Annotated in this window: 16 protein-coding genes; 13 read left to right on the top strand and 3 right to left on the bottom strand. The window is 36.3% G+C overall.

Translation table 11 applies throughout. From position 1 onward, the window contains the following. Window positions 1-228 precede the first annotated feature (228 nt). Entirely contained in the window at window positions 229-951 is a 723-nt protein-coding gene (locus AC0L5Q_RS09635; RefSeq protein ID WP_473618025.1) for a DUF1499 domain-containing protein, read from the top strand. 59 nt (window positions 952-1,010) lie between these two features. Here the strand turns inward: AC0L5Q_RS09635 and AC0L5Q_RS09630 are convergent, their stop codons facing one another. Further along, complete coding sequence (locus AC0L5Q_RS09630) at window positions 1,011-1,922, bottom strand: PhzF family phenazine biosynthesis protein (protein ID WP_473618022.1); 912 nt, start codon at window positions 1,920-1,922, stop codon at window positions 1,011-1,013. Between the two features lie 66 nt (window positions 1,923-1,988). On the opposite strand from AC0L5Q_RS09630, the gene AC0L5Q_RS09625 reads away from it, so the two are divergent. The 8 genes from AC0L5Q_RS09625 (at window position 1,989) to ribBA (ending at window position 10,489) form a co-directional block, all read left to right on the top strand. Beyond that, on the top strand, window positions 1,989-3,437 hold the full coding sequence (locus AC0L5Q_RS09625) for an alpha/beta fold hydrolase (RefSeq protein ID WP_473618019.1): 1,449 nt from the start codon (window positions 1,989-1,991) through the stop codon (window positions 3,435-3,437). A 10-nt stretch (window positions 3,438-3,447) separates the two neighbouring features. Further along, the gene (locus AC0L5Q_RS09620) at window positions 3,448-4,197 is read left to right on the top strand and encodes an ABC transporter ATP-binding protein (RefSeq protein ID WP_473618015.1); all 750 of its coding nucleotides are present in this window, start codon (window positions 3,448-3,450) and stop codon (window positions 4,195-4,197) included. Then, window positions 4,194-5,357 carry an ABC transporter permease gene (locus AC0L5Q_RS09615; RefSeq protein ID WP_473618012.1) on the top strand — a complete coding sequence of 388 codons (1,164 nt, stop codon included), beginning with the start codon at window positions 4,194-4,196 and terminating at the stop codon, window positions 5,355-5,357. The genes AC0L5Q_RS09620 and AC0L5Q_RS09615 overlap by 4 nt, the downstream gene beginning before the upstream one ends. 323 nt (window positions 5,358-5,680) lie before the next feature. Further along, the gene (gene glyA / locus AC0L5Q_RS09610; protein ID WP_473618008.1) at window positions 5,681-6,937 is read left to right on the top strand and encodes a serine hydroxymethyltransferase; all 1,257 of its coding nucleotides are present in this window, start codon (window positions 5,681-5,683) and stop codon (window positions 6,935-6,937) included. 108 nt (window positions 6,938-7,045) lie between these two features. Further along, window positions 7,046-7,507 (top strand): transcriptional regulator NrdR, encoded by a 462-nt coding sequence (gene nrdR / locus AC0L5Q_RS09605; RefSeq protein ID WP_473618004.1) that lies wholly within the window; start codon window positions 7,046-7,048, stop codon window positions 7,505-7,507. Window positions 7,508-7,528: 21 nt separating this feature from the next. Further along, a complete protein-coding gene (ribD, locus tag AC0L5Q_RS09600) occupies window positions 7,529-8,665 on the top strand; it encodes a bifunctional diaminohydroxyphosphoribosylaminopyrimidine deaminase/5-amino-6-(5-phosphoribosylamino)uracil reductase RibD (protein WP_473617998.1) in 1,137 nt (378 codons plus the stop codon). Between the two features lie 44 nt (window positions 8,666-8,709). After that, the gene (locus AC0L5Q_RS09595; protein WP_473617993.1) at window positions 8,710-9,369 is read left to right on the top strand and encodes a riboflavin synthase; all 660 of its coding nucleotides are present in this window, start codon (window positions 8,710-8,712) and stop codon (window positions 9,367-9,369) included. Between the two features lie 10 nt (window positions 9,370-9,379). Continuing rightward, window positions 9,380-10,489, top strand: coding sequence for a bifunctional 3,4-dihydroxy-2-butanone-4-phosphate synthase/GTP cyclohydrolase II (gene ribBA / locus AC0L5Q_RS09590; protein WP_473617989.1), 1,110 nt, complete (start codon window positions 9,380-9,382; stop codon window positions 10,487-10,489). A gap of 129 nt (window positions 10,490-10,618) precedes the next feature. Here ribBA and AC0L5Q_RS09585 read toward each other — a convergent pair whose 3' ends face one another. Then, window positions 10,619-10,984 (bottom strand): DUF4156 domain-containing protein, encoded by a 366-nt coding sequence (locus tag AC0L5Q_RS09585; protein ID WP_473617985.1) that lies wholly within the window; start codon window positions 10,982-10,984, stop codon window positions 10,619-10,621. A gap of 234 nt (window positions 10,985-11,218) precedes the next feature. Between AC0L5Q_RS09585 and AC0L5Q_RS09580 the strand changes: the two genes are divergently transcribed. Both AC0L5Q_RS09580 and AC0L5Q_RS09575 read left to right on the top strand, forming a co-directional pair. Then, entirely contained in the window at window positions 11,219-11,596 is a 378-nt protein-coding gene (locus AC0L5Q_RS09580; RefSeq protein ID WP_473617981.1) for a PH domain-containing protein, read from the top strand. Window positions 11,597-12,182: 586 nt separating this feature from the next. After that, window positions 12,183-13,064 carry an NAD(P)-dependent oxidoreductase gene (locus AC0L5Q_RS09575; RefSeq protein ID WP_473617977.1) on the top strand — a complete coding sequence of 294 codons (882 nt, stop codon included), beginning with the start codon at window positions 12,183-12,185 and terminating at the stop codon, window positions 13,062-13,064. Between the two features lie 221 nt (window positions 13,065-13,285). On the opposite strand, the gene AC0L5Q_RS09570 is transcribed toward AC0L5Q_RS09575, so the two are convergent. Beyond that, complete coding sequence (locus AC0L5Q_RS09570) at window positions 13,286-14,026, bottom strand: FadR/GntR family transcriptional regulator (protein WP_473617974.1); 741 nt, start codon at window positions 14,024-14,026, stop codon at window positions 13,286-13,288. Window positions 14,027-14,656: 630 nt separating this feature from the next. Between AC0L5Q_RS09570 and AC0L5Q_RS09565 the strand changes: the two genes are divergently transcribed. After that, on the top strand, window positions 14,657-16,939 hold the full coding sequence (locus tag AC0L5Q_RS09565) for a chondroitinase-B domain-containing protein (protein ID WP_473617970.1): 2,283 nt from the start codon (window positions 14,657-14,659) through the stop codon (window positions 16,937-16,939). Continuing rightward, the gene (locus AC0L5Q_RS09560) at window positions 16,939-19,212 is read left to right on the top strand and encodes a heparinase II/III domain-containing protein (RefSeq protein WP_473617966.1); all 2,274 of its coding nucleotides are present in this window, start codon (window positions 16,939-16,941) and stop codon (window positions 19,210-19,212) included. The genes AC0L5Q_RS09565 and AC0L5Q_RS09560 overlap by 1 nt, the downstream gene beginning before the upstream one ends. The last annotated feature ends 10 nt before the right edge of the window (window positions 19,213-19,222 follow it).

The following is a 19,222-nucleotide window of genomic DNA, read 5'->3' as shown; positions in this document are numbered from 1 at the left end:
AAGTGAGCTAAGCTAAAATTTCATACCTAAAATCAATAAATGATCAACGCTACAGCGTACTTGAACACAGCTTTGAATATTAAGTGGATATTATTTTTTCACTTTTGAAACCGAAGTTGAGCAATGAAATAATGTAAGCCATTCTAAGGTCTAGATATACTTCGTAGTACAATTATCCACATGCCTGCTAAATATATGGGCTTCTATTAATACCGATCTTAAGGCAACATGATGTTCATTAAAAAAATTATAACTATTTGTAAGTTTTTAACTATTCCTTTGTTACTGGGTTTTCCTCTTGCCGTTATTGCTTATCGTTTGCAATTATGGGGCATGGGAACGTCTTTTAAAATCATTCAATTTACAGGGTATGCTAGTATTGTTGTGCTGGTAATAGCGATAGTAATTGGTTTATTTGCGTTTTTTACAAAGCAACAACGTGTGCTTAAAAGTAGTGCTATAGTCGCTATTTTATTAGCTATACCGGCTGTTGGTTTATCAATGCAAGCGGCTAAAGCTAAGTCTTTACCTTTTTTACATCAGGTAAGTACTGACACGGTTAATTTACCTCAATTTAAAGCCATTTTAGCCTTGCGTGGCGAAGGAACTAATCCACTAGAATACGACAGCGAAAAATTAGCTCCGTTACAACAAAAAGTTTATCCAGAACTACAACCCATTGTAAGCATCTTGAACACAGAGCAAGCGTTTAATAAAGCTATTGATACGGCGATAAAATTAGGCTGGGAAATTGTTGCTAAAGATATTAAGCAAGGAATGATTGAAGCAGTTGATACCAGTTTACTCTGGGGTTTTAAAGACGATGTAGCTATTCGTATTCAAGCAACGGATACAGGAAGTAAGATAGATCTACGATCCATTTCTCGTATTGGTGGAACAGATCTTGGAGCTAATGCCAAACGTATAAAAAGCTTTATATCATCATTTTAATTATGCTTTTAACTAGGTTTGTTGATCTTTCAGGGGGCTGAAAAAACAATCTTGATAGATCAACAGATCCTAGGGTATTTTATCTTTTTACAATCAAATAAATAAGCAAAACCACTCACTTCTACTTTCGTAATTATACTATCACGTTTAAAGATTGAAGCTTTCAGTAAAGAAGGCGACTCCATTATTCTACCTTGCTCAAACGTGTAGTGTTGGCCATCTATAACCTTATACTTATCTAAATAACAGGCGAGAGCACCACAAGCGCTACCCGTAGCAGACTCTTCAGGAATACCAAATAAAGGTGCAAAGTTTCGACAGCTGGCTGTTAAACTATTTGAATTACTTTCTGAGATATTTTTTTGGGCTGGAGATAACTCAAACAGGTGAATGCCAATCGCATTATATTTTTCACTAAAACGCGATATTTTATCTAAATCAGGCACTATTGAATCTAAAGTTCCAAAGGGTACAGGTATTATTACATCAGCTAAGCCCGTTGAAATAATTTCACAAGGTAGATTAGTCGTAGCAAATAACGTTTCAGAAATATTTAATAACTCAGCTACTTCTTTGCTTTCAACTACACCTAAATATTGCGGGAGTGTTTGTTCCATATTCACTAAGGTATCAGTGGCCACTTTTACCTTTAACTTTCCCGCTTTAGTTTGTTGAGTATACTCTTGCGCTTCAATGATCTGTTTTTCGAACAATAATGAAAATGTTGCTAAAGTCGCGTGTCCACAAAAATCAACTTCATGATTCGGAGTAAAAAATCGAACATTAAAGTCGCATTCAACATCCGCTGATACAAAAGCGGTTTCAGAGTATCCCACTTGTGTGGCAATATACTGCATTTGCTGCGGTGTTAGATTATCTGCATTTAATACAACACCTGCTGGGTTACCGCCTGAGCCATTGTAAGTAAAAGAATTAAGGTAATAAACTGTTATATCCATATAAGTATTCATGAGATTTTTTAGTCAAATAATTTATTTTAATAGACACCAAATTTAAAATTTTTACAAGGGAAAGTAATGAAGAAAACAAGATTCGTTCTATTTTCATTTTTGTTAAGTATTACAGCTAATGCTGCGTTGGCGAATGAAGAAAACTCTGCTGTTGAAAACTGCCACATTGATGGTATTCGCTCGCAAGTAAAATGTGGCACTTTAAATGTCCCCGAGAACTACAATAAGCCTGAAGGCAAAAATATTTCCATTAATTATGCTGTGTTACCAGCGATTGATAGCTCAAAAAATAATGCGCCACTTATGTTTCTTGCCGGGGGGCCAGGTCAAGCAGCTGTTGAATTAGCAGCACATATACGTCGAAGCTTTGTAGAAATTAGAAAAACACGCGACATTATTTTAATTGATCAACGAGGTACTGGTTTATCTCAACCCATGTTGTGTGATGAAGCTACCAAAGGGAATTTATATAGCATGATTCCTGAAGAGTTTTCTGAACAAGAAACGCTAGATTGTATTACAAAATTAAAAGAAACTAACGAGCTAAGCCAATACAACTCAGAAAATGCAATCCGTGATTTTGATGCAGTAAGAGAAGCATTAGGTTACAAGCAAATGAATCTTTATGGTGGCTCTTATGGAACAAGAGCGGCGCTTACTTATATGCGTTTATTTCCCGAAAATATTAAAAGTGTTGTGTTAGATAGCGTAGGGCCGATTGAAGTACCTATCGGTTTATTTGGTTTGAGCTCAGAGCGATCATTTAACTTATTGCTTGAACATTGCGCTAATGAAGAAACCTGTAATAAAGCCTACCCTAATTTAAAAGAAGAGTTTGAAACTGTTATTAAGCGTTTATCTAACGAAGTGGTTGCTTTATCTATAAGTCATCCTCGATTAGGCACTAAAACGCCTTTTAAATTAAGTAAAGGAAAATTCATCAATACGCTATTTAAGCAACTTTACAGTACAGAAACTCGCACTATAGTGCCTTTAATTATTCATCAAGCCTTTCTGGAAAACTACCAGCCATTAGTAGGAATTATTTCTGCAGGAGAAGGTGCTATAAACATGTACGTGGGACTAACGTTTAATATTGTATGTAATGAAGATATGCCAAGAATTACCCATGATATGCGCGTTAAAGACAGCAACAATAGTTTTGATGGTGGTAGTAGCCACGCTATTTTTAAAACAGCTTGTGATGTATGGCCAAAATATCAGGTTGATGAAGCTTTTTACAAGCCCGTAGTGGCTAATATTCCTACCTTAATATTGTCGGGTGATTTAGATCCCGTTACACCGCCAAGCAATGGCGAAAAGTCAGCGAGTACTTTACCTAATAGCCATCATATTATTTCAAAAAACAGTGCGCATATTGTGGCTTCTTCCGCTTGTGGTGTAGCAATGATTAATGAATTTTTACAACATTTAGATCCTAAAAAAGTGGATCAAACGTGTTTGTTAGATATACCTGCTGAGTCATTTATGACAAGCCTAAACGGCAGCATATAAGGAAATAATTATGATTGAAGTTAATGATTTACATAAATCTTTTTTAGGCGCTAAAAAGAAACAAGTCATCGCCTTAAACGGTTTGTCTTTTACCGCAAAAGATGGCGAAATTACTGGAATTTTAGGACCTAACGGAGCAGGAAAAACCACCTGTTTACGTACATTATATGGTTTATTAAAAGCGGATTCTGGCTCCGCTACTATTGATGGGATACAGGTTACCAAGTCACCTATTGAAGCTCGTGCTAAGTTAGGTATTTTTCCTGATAAATTTGGATTATATGAACGACTAACCGCTTACGAGCAAATAGATTATTTTGCAAGTATTCATGGTTTGCAAGGCGCAGTTAAACATCAAGCGATTGAAGACATTATTAAAGATCTTGAAATGGAAGAACTCGCACACCGTAAAACTCAGGGTTTTTCTCAAGGTCAGCGAATGAAAGTTACCCTAGCGCAAGCTTTAGTTCACCAACCACAAAACTTTGTTTTAGATGAGCCAACTCGTGGTTTAGATGTAATGAGTACTCGTGTTTTACGTAATCACTTAGCTAAGTTTAGAGACAAAGGTCACTGCATATTATTTTCGTCTCATGTTATGCAAGAAGTCGCTGCTTTATGTGATCGCGTCATTATTGTAGCTAACGGCAAACTAGCCGCACAAGGAACACCTACTGAGCTATGTGACTTAGCGGGCGAAGCATTATTAGAAGATGCCTTTGTTAAATTAATAGGATCTGACGAAGGGGTTGCCGCATGATTCAGTTTAAAGCGTTATTAATAAAAGAATTTAAAGAAGCCTTTCGCGATAAGCGTGCGCTTATGGTTGCCATGACCATGGCTATGCTCGCACCTGTTATGATTTTAGTATTGTCAAAAACCATGATCAAAGAAATGGTGGCAACGCCGCCTGTTTATTTAAATGTAACAGGCGAAAGTTTCGCACCTAAGTTAATTAAACAACTTAAGCAAAATAATATTTACCCATTAACCGACGCACCAGAAGATATCAAAAACCTTTGGACAGAGCGTAATATTGAACTCATTATTCCAGAAAATTTTGCTGAATATATGGAAGAAGGGCGGGTTATTACCATCAATTTACGTGCTGATTTTAGTGAAAAAGCATTGAATGCGCCTATCAGACGAATTAAAAATCAAATTAATCAATATGCACAAAGTATAGGTGCCAAGCGGTTAATTGTTAGAGGGATAGACCCACGTATTTTACGACCTATAAAAATTAACGATCAAGATACTGCACAGCCAAGCAGTAATGCTATGTTTATTTCTTTAATGTTGGGCTTGTATGTATTAATGGCTGCTTTTATGTCGGGCCTTTCCGTCGCTATTGACTCAAGTGCTGGCGAGAGAGAACGTAATGTACTTGAAATGCTACTTTGCCAACCGGTAAGCACCTTTAAAATAGTTGCCGCTAAGCTTTGTTGTGCCAGTACTATCTCTATAATTGGTGTTACGTTAACGTTAGTGCTCACGTCTTTTTCAGTCAGCTTTGTCGATTTAACTAAAATTGGCGCAACATTTAACCTCGACTTTATCATGGTGTTATTTTTAATTTTATTGTTATTACCGATTAGTTTCTTTGCTTCAGCTTTACAGCTATTTGTTTCCTTTCAGGCAAAGAGTTTTAAAGAAGCACAATCAACCGTCAGTATGATTATCATGTTACCCGCGATGATCCCTGTTGCTCTTATGTTTATTGATGATAAACCTCAATGGTTAGATTGGTTACCTGTTTCTGGGCAATCTTTATTAATGGACGATTTATTTAAAGGTATTCCGATTAACTGGGCAGCCTTTGCAGGTACAGCCTTAGTGACTATTGGATTAACCGCTGCACTAGTGATCATACTTTCGCTACGATTAAAATCTGAAAAAGTAGTTTTAGCGTTAAGTTAACGTCTTTTTTCCTGTATTGTGCTCAATCAAATAAGTCGTTATTTTTATAATATGTATTTGTTTTATGTATAAGTGAAATTAAATTCGTTGATTTAATTTTTATTCCGTATTATATTTTGTTTTATTGTGGTTTGTTGTTTTTTAGACGTTACTAGGATCTATAGGATATATTAGATTACTAAATCGACTAACATTTGTTTGTTTTAGCATGTACAAAATAGCTAGTTTCAGGCAAAATACTGCCCATAAATTTTATTGATTTTTTATTGAATTATACCCCACAGCCTACGTAGAGTTATTGGCTGACTACTTGAGGATTTTACATGCTTAAACGTGATATGAATATCGCAGATTTCGATGCTGAATTGTATGAAGCAATCACTAAAGAAACTGTTCGCCAAGAAGAGCACATCGAGCTTATCGCTTCAGAAAACTACTGTAGCCCTCGTGTACTTGAAGCTCAAGGTTCACAATTAACGAATAAATATGCTGAAGGTTACCCAGGTAAGCGTTATTACGGTGGTTGTGAATACGTAGATGTAGCTGAGCAATTAGCTATTGATCGCGCTAAAGAACTTTTTGGTGCAACATATGCTAACGTTCAACCACATGCTGGTTCACAAGCAAACGCTGCAGTATTCCAAGCATTAGTTACTCCAGGCGGTAAAGTATTAGGTATGAGCTTAGCTCATGGTGGTCATTTAACGCATGGTTCACACGTAAACTTTTCTGGTAAGTCGTATGAAGCTTTTCAATACGGTTTAGATCCAGAAACCGGTGATATTGATTACGTAGAATTAGAGCGTTTAGCGGTAGAACATAAACCAGAAATGATCATTGGTGGTTTCTCAGCATTTTCAGGTATTGTTGACTGGGCTCGCATGCGTAAAATTGCAGATAAAGTTGGCGCATATTTCTTCGTAGATATGGCTCACGTTGCAGGTTTAGTTGCTGCTGGTTTATACCCTAACCCAGTTCCACATGCTCATGTAGTTTCAACAACTACACATAAAACATTAGCTGGCCCACGTGGCGGTTTAATTGTTTCTGCGTGTGATGATGAAGACATCTATAAAAAATTAAACAGTGCTGTATTCCCAGGTGGCCAAGGTGGTCCTTTAATGCACGTTATTGCCGCAAAAGCAGTAGCATTTAAAGAAGCTTTACAGCCAGAATTTAAAACGTATCAGCAAGCTGTTTTAGATAACGCTAAAACTATGGTGTCAGTACTTCAAGATCGTGGTTATAAAGTTGTATCAAATAGCACTGAAAACCATTTATTGTTACTTGACCTTATTGATAAAGACATTACCGGTAAAGATGCCGATGCTGCATTAGGTAAAGCACATATCACCGTAAACAAAAACTCAGTACCAAATGATCCACGTTCACCGTTTGTAACTTCAGGTTTACGTTTAGGTACACCAGCAATTACACGTCGTGGTTTTGGTGTTGAAGAGACTAAAGAATTAACAAGCTGGATTTGTGATATTCTTGACGATATTACTAATGAAGCAACTATTACAGCGGTTCAAGGTAAAGTTAAAGAGCTTTGTTCTCGTTTCCCTGTTTACGGTTAATTTTTTAAACAGTAGTTTGAATTATTAATATCGAATAGAATGGCCGCATTAGCGGCCATTTTTATTTTATTAAATAAAATGGTTTAACATCAGTTATAGGATCACACCATGCATTGTCCTTTTTGCTCTGAAACAGAGACTAAAGTTATTGATTCAAGATTAGTCGCTGATGGACATCAAGTTAGAAGAAGACGTGAATGTTTAGCTTGTAGCGAACGATACACAACGTTTGAAATAGCTGAACTTGTTATGCCAAAAATCATTAAGCGAGATGGTTCAAGAGAACCGTTTAATGAAGACAAAATGCGTAATGGTTTAGTACGAGCATTAGAAAAAAGACCGGTAAGTGTTGAAAATGTTGAGCTTGCTATCAATAGAGTTAAATCGACATTACGCGCAACAGGCGAACGCGAAATTTCTAGCGAAATGCTAGGTAATACCATTATGGAACAGCTAAAATATTTAGATAAAGTGGCTTATGTTCGCTTTGCTTCGGTTTATCGTTCGTTTGAAGATATTAAAGAATTTGGTGAAGAAATTGCCCGTTTAGGTGATGAAAAAAGTAGCTAACCTGAGTTTATATTAAAGTTTATGACATCATTTTCAAAGCAAGATTATCAGTATATGCAGCGAGCATTATCGCTAGCTAAGCGTGCTCACTATACGACCTCGCCTAACCCCAGAGTGGGTTGTGTATTGGTAAAAAACAATGAAATTGTGGGCGAAGGTTATCATGTTAAAGCAGGCCTTGGGCATGCGGAAGTTAACGCACTTAAACAAGCGGGCAGTTTAGCTAAAGGTGCTACAGCTTATGTAACGCTTGAGCCTTGTAGCCATTATGGTCGAACGCCACCTTGCGCTGAAGGTTTAATTAAAGCAGGTGTTAAATATGTAATAGCTGCCATGGTAGATCCTAATCCTCAAGTGTCGGGGAATGGTCTTAAAATGCTTGAAAGCGCGGGTATTACTACGCAACATGGCTTATTAGAGCAAGAAGCAAAAGCGTTAAATGTTGGTTTTATTCAGCTAATGACCACTAAGCTGCCTTATGTTCGTTGTAAATTAGCGGCGAGTATTGATGGCAAAACAGCTATGGCAAGTGGTGAAAGTAAATGGATAACATCGCCTGAAGCGAGACAAAACGTACAGCGCTTACGTGCACAAAGTTGTGCGGTTATTTCCGGTGCTGATTCTGTATTATTTGATAATGCAAAAATGAATGTTCGCTGGAATGAGCTCGGCGAGCTTAAAAATACCTATAGTGAAAATACTTTACGACAACCCATTCGCGTTATTATCGACTCTCAAAATAGATTGTCGCCAGAATTAGATCTTTTTAAAACAGAATCTCCTGTAATTATATTTACTCATAACATTGAAAATAGCCATAAGTGGCCATATTTTGTAGAACATATAAGCGTTCCTTATGCGCAAGGTTTAACGTCAAACAAGTTAGATCTTAAAGCTGTTTTATCTATTTTAGGTGAACGTGGCTTTAATGATGTACTTATTGAATCTGGCGCTAAATTAACAGGGGCTTTTGTTGAGCAGAATTTAGTAGATGAACTTATTCTTTTTCAAGCGCCTAAATTGATGGGAGCAGACGGTAAAAGTTTACTTAACATGCCTAACATTGAAACATTATCGCAAGCGAAAAAACTAACGTTTTCAGATGTACGCATGGTTGGAAAAGATATACGTATAACAGCAAAAATAGCTAAAAATTAACTTAAATAATCAATTTAACGATACATAATTAACAAGAGTTATTCATGTTTACAGGAATTATAGAAGCCGTAGGCCAAATAGGTACTATTCAAATCAATGCTCAAGGTGCGCGTATTACGGTGTTAACCGGTCAGCTTGATATGCACGATGTAAAATTAGGTGACTCAATCGCCACTAATGGCATTTGTTTAACGGTTGTTGATTTTAGCACAAACAGCTTTAGTGCTGATGTTTCTAACGAAACCTTAGCGCGTACTGGCTTTGCTCATTATAAAAGTGGTCAAAAGGTTAACTTAGAAAAAGCTATGTTACCCACTACGCGTTTTGGTGGGCATATGGTTTCAGGGCATGTTGATGCTTTGTCTGAAATAGTAGCAGTTGAACATGATGGTAATAGCATTCATTATTGGGTATCAATGCCTAATGATTTAGCCGGATATGTTGCCGAGAAAGGTTCTGTAACTATTGACGGCACAAGCTTAACGGTAAATAGTTTATCGGATAATAAATTTAGATTAACTATCGTGCCGCATACTACTGAACAAACAATTATTAGCAGTTATCAAGTGGGCGCTAAAGTGAATTTAGAGGTTGATTTGATAGCACGGTATATCGAAAGATTGCTAACACACAAAACAGCTGAAAATAACCAACAATCAGGTGTTACGCATGAACTATTAGCACGCAATGGTTTTATCAAATAAAGAGGTAAATATGAAATTAAATACCCCACAAGAGATTATCGATGATATAGCTCAGGGTAAAATGGTTATTTTAATGGATGATGAAGACCGTGAAAATGAAGGCGACTTCATTATGGCTGCTGAAAAGGTAACACCTGAAGCAATCAACTTCATGGCCACTCATGGTCGTGGTTTGATCTGTATGCCTATGTCTGTAGAAAAGTGTAAACAGTTAAAGCTACCGTTAATGGTAGACAACAACAACGCACAATTTAGCACAAACTTTACTGTATCAATTGAAGCGGCTGAAGGTGTAACAACGGGTATCTCAGCAGCAGACAGAGCAAAAACAGTTTTAGCGGCAGTAGGACCGAATGCTAGCCATTTAAGTATTGTTCAACCAGGGCATATCTTTCCGTTAATGGCGAAAGATGGCGGCGTTTTAAATCGAGCTGGTCATACTGAAGCTGCTGTTGATTTAGCTCGATTAGCTGGCTTAGAACCTGCAGCAGTTATTGTGGAAGTATTAAATGAAGACGGCACTATGGCGCGTCGCCCAGACTTAGAAGTTATTGCTGAAAAGCACGGTATAAAAATGGGCACCATTGCAGACTTAATTGAATACCGTAATGCTAACGAAACTACAATAGAACGTGTAACTTCATGTAAATTACCTACAGCTTTTGGTGAGTTTGACTTAACTGTATTTAAAGATACGATTGACGGACAGGCACATTTTGCTTTAACAAAAGGTGAAATTAAAGCTGATGAGCCAACTTTAGTACGTGTACATCTTGAGAATACTTTTAGAGATTTATTATTTAGCGAGCGCGAAAGTGTTTCACAATGGCCAATGGCTGATGCGTTAAAAAGAATCGCTGATGAAGGTGGTGTTTTAGTATTGCTAGGTAAGCATGAATCAACAGAAACATTGATCGCGCAAGTTGAAAAATACGCAAAACAAGACGCTGGCGAACAGGTTAAAGAAGTTAAACGTCATGTGGGTTCACGTAATGTTGGGGTAGGTTCACAAATTTTATCTAATTTAGGCGTAAGTAAAATGCGTTTATTAAGCTCGCAAAGTAAATATCACTCTTTATCAGGCTTTGGTTTAGAAGTGGTTGAATATATTGCTGAGTAAGCTTAATAAGTATTAAGTGATGTAACTTAAAAACGCTACTGAGGTAGCGTTTTTTATTTGTCTCTGTGTAAATTAGAGCCTTCAACCATTCAACCATTCAACCATTCAACTATTTAGAAATGATCACGGTTATTCCTTACGGCACTTATAAACATTACCAGATAATGTTACGTTGGTTTGTTGGCTTCCGCCGCCAAATCCATCATCATAATGGCCTGTTTGACCAGCTCTTTGCGTTAAAATATAAATAGTGTCACCGCCAAGCATCATGGCTTTATTTTTTAGATCGTTACGTGCCCCTGTTTCTAAATCAGCATTAGAGGTAAAGGAGCCCGTAAAAAAATCGCCTTGGCTACCTGTAATATCTCCTAAAAATGCGCATTCTTGCCCAGGTTCATTATGGGTTAATCTTACGCTATTAGCTTCAGGGATTATGGCTGTTGAAGAACATGCCGCTAATGTTGTTACAAATATCATGGTGAATACAGCTTTCATTATTAGTTCCTATAAGTATTTTGATTCGATTATTTTATGATGTTCGTTAATTATTAATACTTACAAAGTGTTGTAATAATGTAAGTACAACTTACAAATCGCGATCAGTTTTTTACAATTTATGAAAATGGAGCTGTTTAACGTTTGAAAACATGACAGTAAATTCGTTGTGCATTGAAAATCTTCAGGTTAAGGTAACTATCTCTGACAACAGCCTCGAAAAAGGAATTATTTATGATCGATTTTAAAAATTCATCTGTATTTAAACTAAAGCGAATTGATAATGAAGATGCGAGAGAAGACTTTCATGCCTTTTTAATTAACGACGAAACGATTTTTGCCACGTTCAAAAGTATTAGAGATCAAGTGGTATTCACCAATAAACGTGTAATTTCAGCCAACGTGCAAGGTATTACAGGATCTAAAGTTGATTATACCTCTCTTCCTTACAGCAAAATTAATGCATTCTCTATTGAGACTTCAGGCACGTTAGATTTAGATTGCGAAATACAATTATATATCAGTGAATTAGGCCAAGTTAATTTCGAAATTAAAGGTAGTTTCGATATTGTTGGTTTTAATCGTTTAATTAGCCAATACGTTCTTGAATAACCTTTATACTCTATTCCTACCATAAAAAAAGCTTCAATATTGAAGCTTTTTTTATGAATTTTTATTTATTCACTTCTCATTTCTTATTTAATCCCGTTTTCCTTATTTCTATTAAGGTAAATATTATTGGTAATGTTTTTTTTCTATAGGTAATTGTTATTGGTATTACAATAAATCATAAATTGGTTGACACTTATTTTATTGTTGGTTAGTATTGCTTAGCTGGTAATATCTTTTGTAAAACTGAAGAACACTTAATATTAGAATTTTTAAAGTGTTTAGTGAGGCTAATAAATATACAGATGTGTTTTTTATTTAGCTTTTATGGTCAGTTAGGTTAGAGCGAGATTAGTATTTGTACTCAAACTTATTAAATCTGGATTTATAGCGGAATTTTACATGCACTCTTATCAATGGTGCTTCCCTATAAAGCTGATTCACAAAGCATTAGTGCAATGGGTTATTTATTCAGACATTAATCTGAGTTTTAAGTGAATTTTTCTTTTATAAAGAAAATATTACGTCCAACGTGGCGTTAGCGATTTTAGACTTAGACAAACAACACCAATATATTTAGGAGTTAGATATGACAAAACCTATCATAGGTTTCATCGGGCTTGGCCTAATGGGCGGCAACATGGTTGAAAATCTGCAAAAACGTGGTTTTCAAGTTAATGTAATGGATCTTAATAAAGATGCTGTTGCAACGGTAATTGCTCGTGGTAATGCCACTGAAGTTACTTCAGGTAAAGAATTAGCTGAGAAAAGCGACATTGTAATGCTTGCACTGACTACGTCGAAAGTAGTTGAAATGGTAGTTTACGGCGATAACGGCGTATTAGCGGGCATGTCAGAAGGTTCTGTATTAGTAGACTTTGGTACTTCTATTCCGGCTTCTACACGTAAAATTGGTGCAGACCTTGCGGCTAAAGGCGCAGGAATGATTGACGCGCCATTAGGGCGTACACCAGCTCACGCTAAAGATGGTTTACTTAACATTATGGCCGCTGGCGATATAGAAACTTTTAATAAAGTTAAACCGGTATTAGAGCAACAAGGCGAAAACGTATTTTATCTTGGTGCACTAGGTTCAGGTCATACAACTAAGTTAATTAACAACTTTATGGGAATGACAACCGTAGCAGCTATGTCGCAAGCCTTTGCTATAGCAGAACAAGCGGGGGTTGATCGCCAACAACTTTTTGAAATTATGTCGTCAGGCCCGTCGAGTTCACCTTTTATGCAATTTTGTAAAAACTACGCTGTTGATGGTGTAAGTGATCTAGGCTTCTCGATTGGTAATGCGAATAAAGATTTAGGCTATTTCCTTGAAATGGTCCGTGATTTAGGTACACGCTCTCAAATTGCTGAAGGTACCTCTGCAAACCTACAAGCAGCATGTGATGCTGATATGGGTAGAGGGAATGTTCCAGAGATTTTTGATTACTTCCTTAAACTAGAGAAGTGATCGGATAATGCCTGCTAGTTGTTATATTTTAGAACAACTAGCGGGCAATACTCAGTGATAAATTATAGTGCTCATTGGCCTCTTTTTGAGGCCTTTTTTTTGGAAGTTTAAAAACAGATTTTTAGCTTTGAAGGTAAGTTTTTGAGCACAAATACTAGGTGTTAGGTTAGTAAATAACTGATTTATCTAACCTTGTTTGGTTAACCTTCTGGTTTTAACGTTTATTTAATTAAGCTTTCTAAAGAGTATAAACCTCTTTTTTCACTATTTTTTCTTTTAACTTCTTCTAATGCTCTGGTTTCAACGGCATCAAATAAAGCATTAATTAAGCGATTGAAATGTTGATGCATGGCTAAGCGAGCTTTAGTCGCATTTTTTTCTTTCAATGCGTTATAAATGGCTGTGTGTTCAGTTAACGTAAGGTTGTTGTCTGTACTACAAACGCTTTTGTAATCGTCAATAATTTCATTTGTTGATTCTCGCAACGCCCATAAGTTGTTAACAGATAATATCATCGCACCATTACGTGTTGCGCCTGCAATAATGTTATGAAACATTTTGTCGGCTTCTTCAATGCTGTTCGCGTCTTTAGGGTTTTCCATCATAACCAGAGTTTTATGCAAAGCCTCTAATTCATCGTCAGTGATACCGGTTGCCGCTAAAGCTGCCACTTCACCTTCAACCAATGCTCTTGCTTGTGTTAATTCAAATGCACTGATGTTTTGATTTTTATGGTTTTGAGTTGCAGTTTGTAACACGTATACGCCTGAGCCAGTTTTAACTTCAACCTTCTCTCGCACTTCAAGTGCTATTATGGCTTCGCGAATAGTCGGTCTACTTACATCAAATCTTTCTGCAAGTTCCCGCTCAGGAGGAAGTCGACTTCCAGGTGTAAAATCACCTTTATCGATAGAAGCCTCTATATTCTCGACGATACGCCAAAATAATCGACGATTCTTCATTTTTCTTTCCCTTAATTTTTTAGCAATACTAAATACAGTGTTTATATAGTATCTATTTACAAAACCCATAGCAAAGACATTATATTTTTTCGATTTTAAATTATGTTTATGCTTTGGTATTAATGTGGTTTGTCTTTATTTAAATCTCTTTGGTAATAAAGTGTACAGTATTTTTAATTTAATTGGTATAACAAAATGGTTGACAATTGGTGTGGTGATTGGTTAGATTTAGCAGGCTGTTAAAATAACTAAAATTTTAAGAAAAAATTAAAAGCAATTAAAACTTAAAAATACAATCTGGGGGGATCACATGAGCAGGAACAAAAATAAGTTAAATAAAATAAGTTCAGCGTTAAAAGCAAGCCGTATAAATACAATAAATAAAGGTGCATTGTTTGGTGCAACTTTACTGAAACCTAGGTTAACTAATAGAGGAAAACTCTACTATTATCTAACTAATTAGAAATAAAGGAGTTCTATCTTGTTTTATTCAGTAGAACTCCATTTTTTCAGTAAACCTTTTCATTACTAGAAGCGTTACTGAAGAATTCATGCATTACTTATCCAACGAATCACGCCACTAAAGCGAAAATTAATTTGGATACTTGCTAAATTACAAGAGAGTTATTAATGAACAATCATAATAAAAAGCTAACGTTTACTCGTTTATGTGTTTTTATATTAACCACTTTACTTATTGCATCATGTGGGGCTGACAACACACAAAGTCGTAATGAAATATTAGTGAAAAATCAAAAAGAATATTTTGCTGCCGCTAAAGATTTAAAAGCAGGTGACACGGTTATACTTGCTAACGGTGTTTGGCAAGACTTTGAAATAGTGTTTAAAGCTATGGGCACTGAAAACTCTCCAGTAACTCTTAAAGCTGAAACTAAAGGGCAGGTTATTTTATCGGGGGCTTCTAACTTACGTTTAGCCGGTAAATATTTAGTTGTATCTGGCTTGGTATTTAAAAATGGTTTTACGCCAAGTAGTGAAGTGATTTCGTTTAGACGTAACAAAGAAGATCTTGCTTATTATTCTCGTGTAACGGAAGTGGTGATTGACAATTACAGTAACCCAGACCGATTTGAATCAGATTATTGGGTCGGTATTTATGGTCAATATAATCGTTTCGACCACAACCATTTAGTGGGTAAACGTAATAAAGGCGTTACGGTTGCTGTGCGTTTAACTACAGAAGAAAGCCAACAAAATCATCATAGAATAGATCATAACTATTTTGGCCCTCGTCCTATCTTTGGTTCAAACGGTGGCGAAACATTAAGAATTGGTACCAGTCATCATTCATTAACTCACTCATTTACTACGGTTGAGAATAACTACTTTGATCGTTGTAACGGCGAAGTTGAAATTATTTCAGTTAAATCGGGTAAAAATAGCATTCTTAATAACACCTTTTTTGAATCACGTGGCACGTTAACGCTTCGCCACGGAAATGGAAACATTATTAAAAACAACGTATTTTTTGGTAATGGTGTTGACCATACCGGCGGTATTAGAGTGATTAACCGTGACCAAGTTGTGCAAAATAATTATTTAGAAGGTTTAACTGGCTACCGTTTTGGTAGTGGTTTAACGGTAATGAATGGTGTGCCTAACTCAAGTATTAATCGTTATCATCAAGTGGTTAATGCACAAATAGCCAATAACACATTGATTAATGTTGACCATGTTCATTTAGCCGCAGGTAGTGATGCAGAGCGTACAGCTGTTCCTATCAAAAGTACCATTAAAAACAACCTGTTTGTTAATGAAAACAACAAAGCGCCATTTTCTGTATTTGACGATATTAGCGGTATTACTTTTACCGATAATATTTCTAATAAATTGAAAAATAATAAAATTACGTCAGGTATATCAGAAAAAAATGTTGTGTTAAAGCGAGCTGCTAACGGCTTGTTATACCCAAGTAATTATTCAGCTAGCTCTGCAGGGGTTTCGAAAGACTTGCAACCCACGCTAAAAGATCAAACTGGCCCTACGTGGTATAAAAAAACTGAACCTGAAGTTGCTTTTGGTACAGGTAAAATAACTACGGTTAAAGCGGGCGGTGAGTCGTTATATCAAGCCGTTGAGCAAGCTCAGTCAGGCGATACTTTAGTTTTAGAAAATGGCAGCTATAGCGTAGAAAAAATTATTAAACTCGATAAAACGCTTTCAATTAAAGCTAAAAATCAACATAAGGTGCTAGTAGATTTTAGTCGCTCAACGTTATTTGAAATTAATAATGGTGGCAGTTTAAGTATCGACGGTATTGTTGTTAGTGGTAAAAACAGTGCTGATTACTCGGGCAATACTTTTGTGAGAACGGCTAAATGGGGCATGTTTAAAAACTATCGCTTTGCCATGAAAAATAGCGTGATTAAAGATCTCGATATTAACCATTCATTTCACTTTTTTGATTCAGGTAGCAGAGCATTCGCTTTATCAATAGATGTTCAAAGTAATGTTTTTGAAAATATTACGGGTGACATTTTTAGATTAAATAAAGAAACCGATGATTTAGGTATTTATAACGCAGAATATTTAAATGTGAAGAACAACACCTTTAAAAATGTTGAAGGTACTTTGGTTAACTTATATCGCGGCGGTTCAGACGAAAGTACTTTTGGTCCACATATACTTTTCAAAAACAACATGATAACTAATGTAGGTAAGGGTAAACGCAACAAGTCGAAATCTGCACTGCAGTTACATGGGGTGCAAGTAACTAACCTTGAAGGTAATACCTTTATTGATAGCGCCTTAATTAATGTTGAGCATACCGTAGGGGAGCCTGTTACACATATAACAAATAACACTCTAAATAAAACAGCCGAACCTATTATCGTGGAATTACGAGTTAAAGGTCCACATACGGCAATTTTACAAGGCAATAAGGTACTTTAATGATGACAACACAATCCTTAACACAGAGGTATTCGATTACCTTATTAGCGGCTTTATTACCGAGTGGTGTAACTAAAGTTTTAATACGCTCTGTTTTAGTATTTGCGGCGTTATGTTTATCGTCAACGGCTGTATCAGCTAAATCGCATCCTACATTGGTGATTAATGCTGATGATGTTGTTGCAATGAAAGCTGCCATTCATCAACAAGGTAAATTTAAAGACGCTTACCTAGCGAATAAAGCATGGGTAGATCAACAATTACAGCAAGTGATTACCGTACCTGTACCAAAAGATGGTGGTGGTGGTTATACCCACGAACGTCATAAGAAAAACTACAAAGTTATGTACGATGCTGGCGTTATTTACCAATTAACAGGTGAAGCAAAATATGCTGACTATGTTCGCGATATGCTACTTGCTTACGCTGACTTGTATCCTACTTTACCTCCTCATCCTAAAAGAAAAATAGGCAAACAAAACCCGGGTAAACTATTTTGGCAAAGTTTAAATGAAGCCGTTTGGTTAGTGTATACCAGCCAAGCTTACGACCTTATTTTAGCTTCGCTGAACACCGCTGAAAAAAACACAATTGAAACCGGTTTATTTCGTCCTATCGTAAGATTTTTATCGGTAGAGTCGCCGGCTACTTTTAATAAAGTTCATAATCATGGTACTTGGACAACCGCTGCTGTAGGCATGACAGGTTATGTTTTAGGTGAGCAAGAATGGGTTGAACAAGCACTTTACGATTTAGAAAAATCAGGTAAAGGCGGCTTTATGAAACAACTTGATGAATTGTTTTCACCTCAAGGTTATTACAACGAAGGACCATATTATCAACGTTATGCCTTAATGCCTTTTGTTACTTTTGCAAAAGCAATTCAAACGAATGAACCTGAACGTAAAATATTCGAATATCGCGATGGTATTTTATTAAAAGCGATAGATACCACGATTCAGCTGAGCTACAACAAATTATTCTTTCCAATTAACGATGCGATAAAAAGTAAAGGCATCGACACTATCGAATTAGTGAATGGCGTAACTATCGCATACGGACTAACGAAAGATGCAGGTTTATTAGATATTGCCAAACAGCAAGATCAAATTGTTTTAACGGGCGATGGCTTAAAAGTCGCTAACGCGATAGATCAAGGTTTAGCAACACCTTATCAATTTAAATCTGTAGCTTTTGGCGACGGTAATAATGGTAAGCAAGGTGCTTTGGTTGTTATGCGCCAAAATGTGGAAGGCGAACAAGCGTTATTATTTAAACCTGCCGCTCAAGGTTTAGGACATGGTCATTTTGATAAATTAACTTGGCAGTTTTACGATCGCCAACAAGAAATCGTATCGGATTACGGTGCTGCTCGCTTCTTAAATGTTGAAGCCAAATTTGGTGGGCGTTACTTACCTGAAAACGACAGCTATGCAAAGCATACTATTGCTCATAACACGGTAGTGGTAGATCAAACATCGCACTTTAACAGCGATGTAACAGTGGGTAATGCTAATCATCCAGAGGTTATTTTCTTTGACGTGAACGATAAAGTAAAAATATCGTCAGCAAAAATTGATACCGCTTATGAAGGCGTTGAACTCAAACGTACTTTAGCGTTGATCAACTTACCTAAATTAAATCAGTCGTTAGTGGTTGATGTATTTGATGTAAGCAGTGATAAAGCGCACCAGTTAGATTTACCTGTACATTACAAAGGTCACTTAATTGAAACCAATTTTGAACTAGGCACCAAAACCGAAAGTATTTCCGCACTCGGTAAAAATAATGGTTATCAGCACATGTGGTTAAAAGCTCAGTCTTCACCCAAAGCGGGCTTAGCTAAAATCACTTGGTTGAATGAAGATAACGGACGTTTCTATACGCAAACTTCGTTAGTTGATGGTAAGTCAGAGATGTTATTTACCCAGTTAGGCGCTAACGATCCTAACTTTAATTTACGTAACGAAAATGCATTTATTGCTCGCGTAAATAATACTAAAAAACATAGTTTTGTCAGTGTATTTGAACCTCATGGTGAATATAACCCGTCAAAAGAATTCACTATAGATGCAACGAGCAAGCTCAAAACATTACAACACAAAAAAATTAACGGGTTAGATATTGTCGCTTTTAGTTTTGACAACCAAGTGAATTACATACTGGTTTTTAATAGCCAACAAGCAGATAGCGCAACACGTAATAAATTTTCTTATAACGGTAAATCTTTTGAATTTACTGGCCATTTTAAACTGTTCGAAATTAATAAGTAGTAGGAGCACC

The sequence above is a fragment of the Pseudocolwellia sp. G5-9 genome (genome assembly GCF_055808995.1).
The sequence above is the reverse complement of the archived record's forward strand: the minus strand, read 5'-3'. Positions and strand labels throughout refer to the sequence as shown.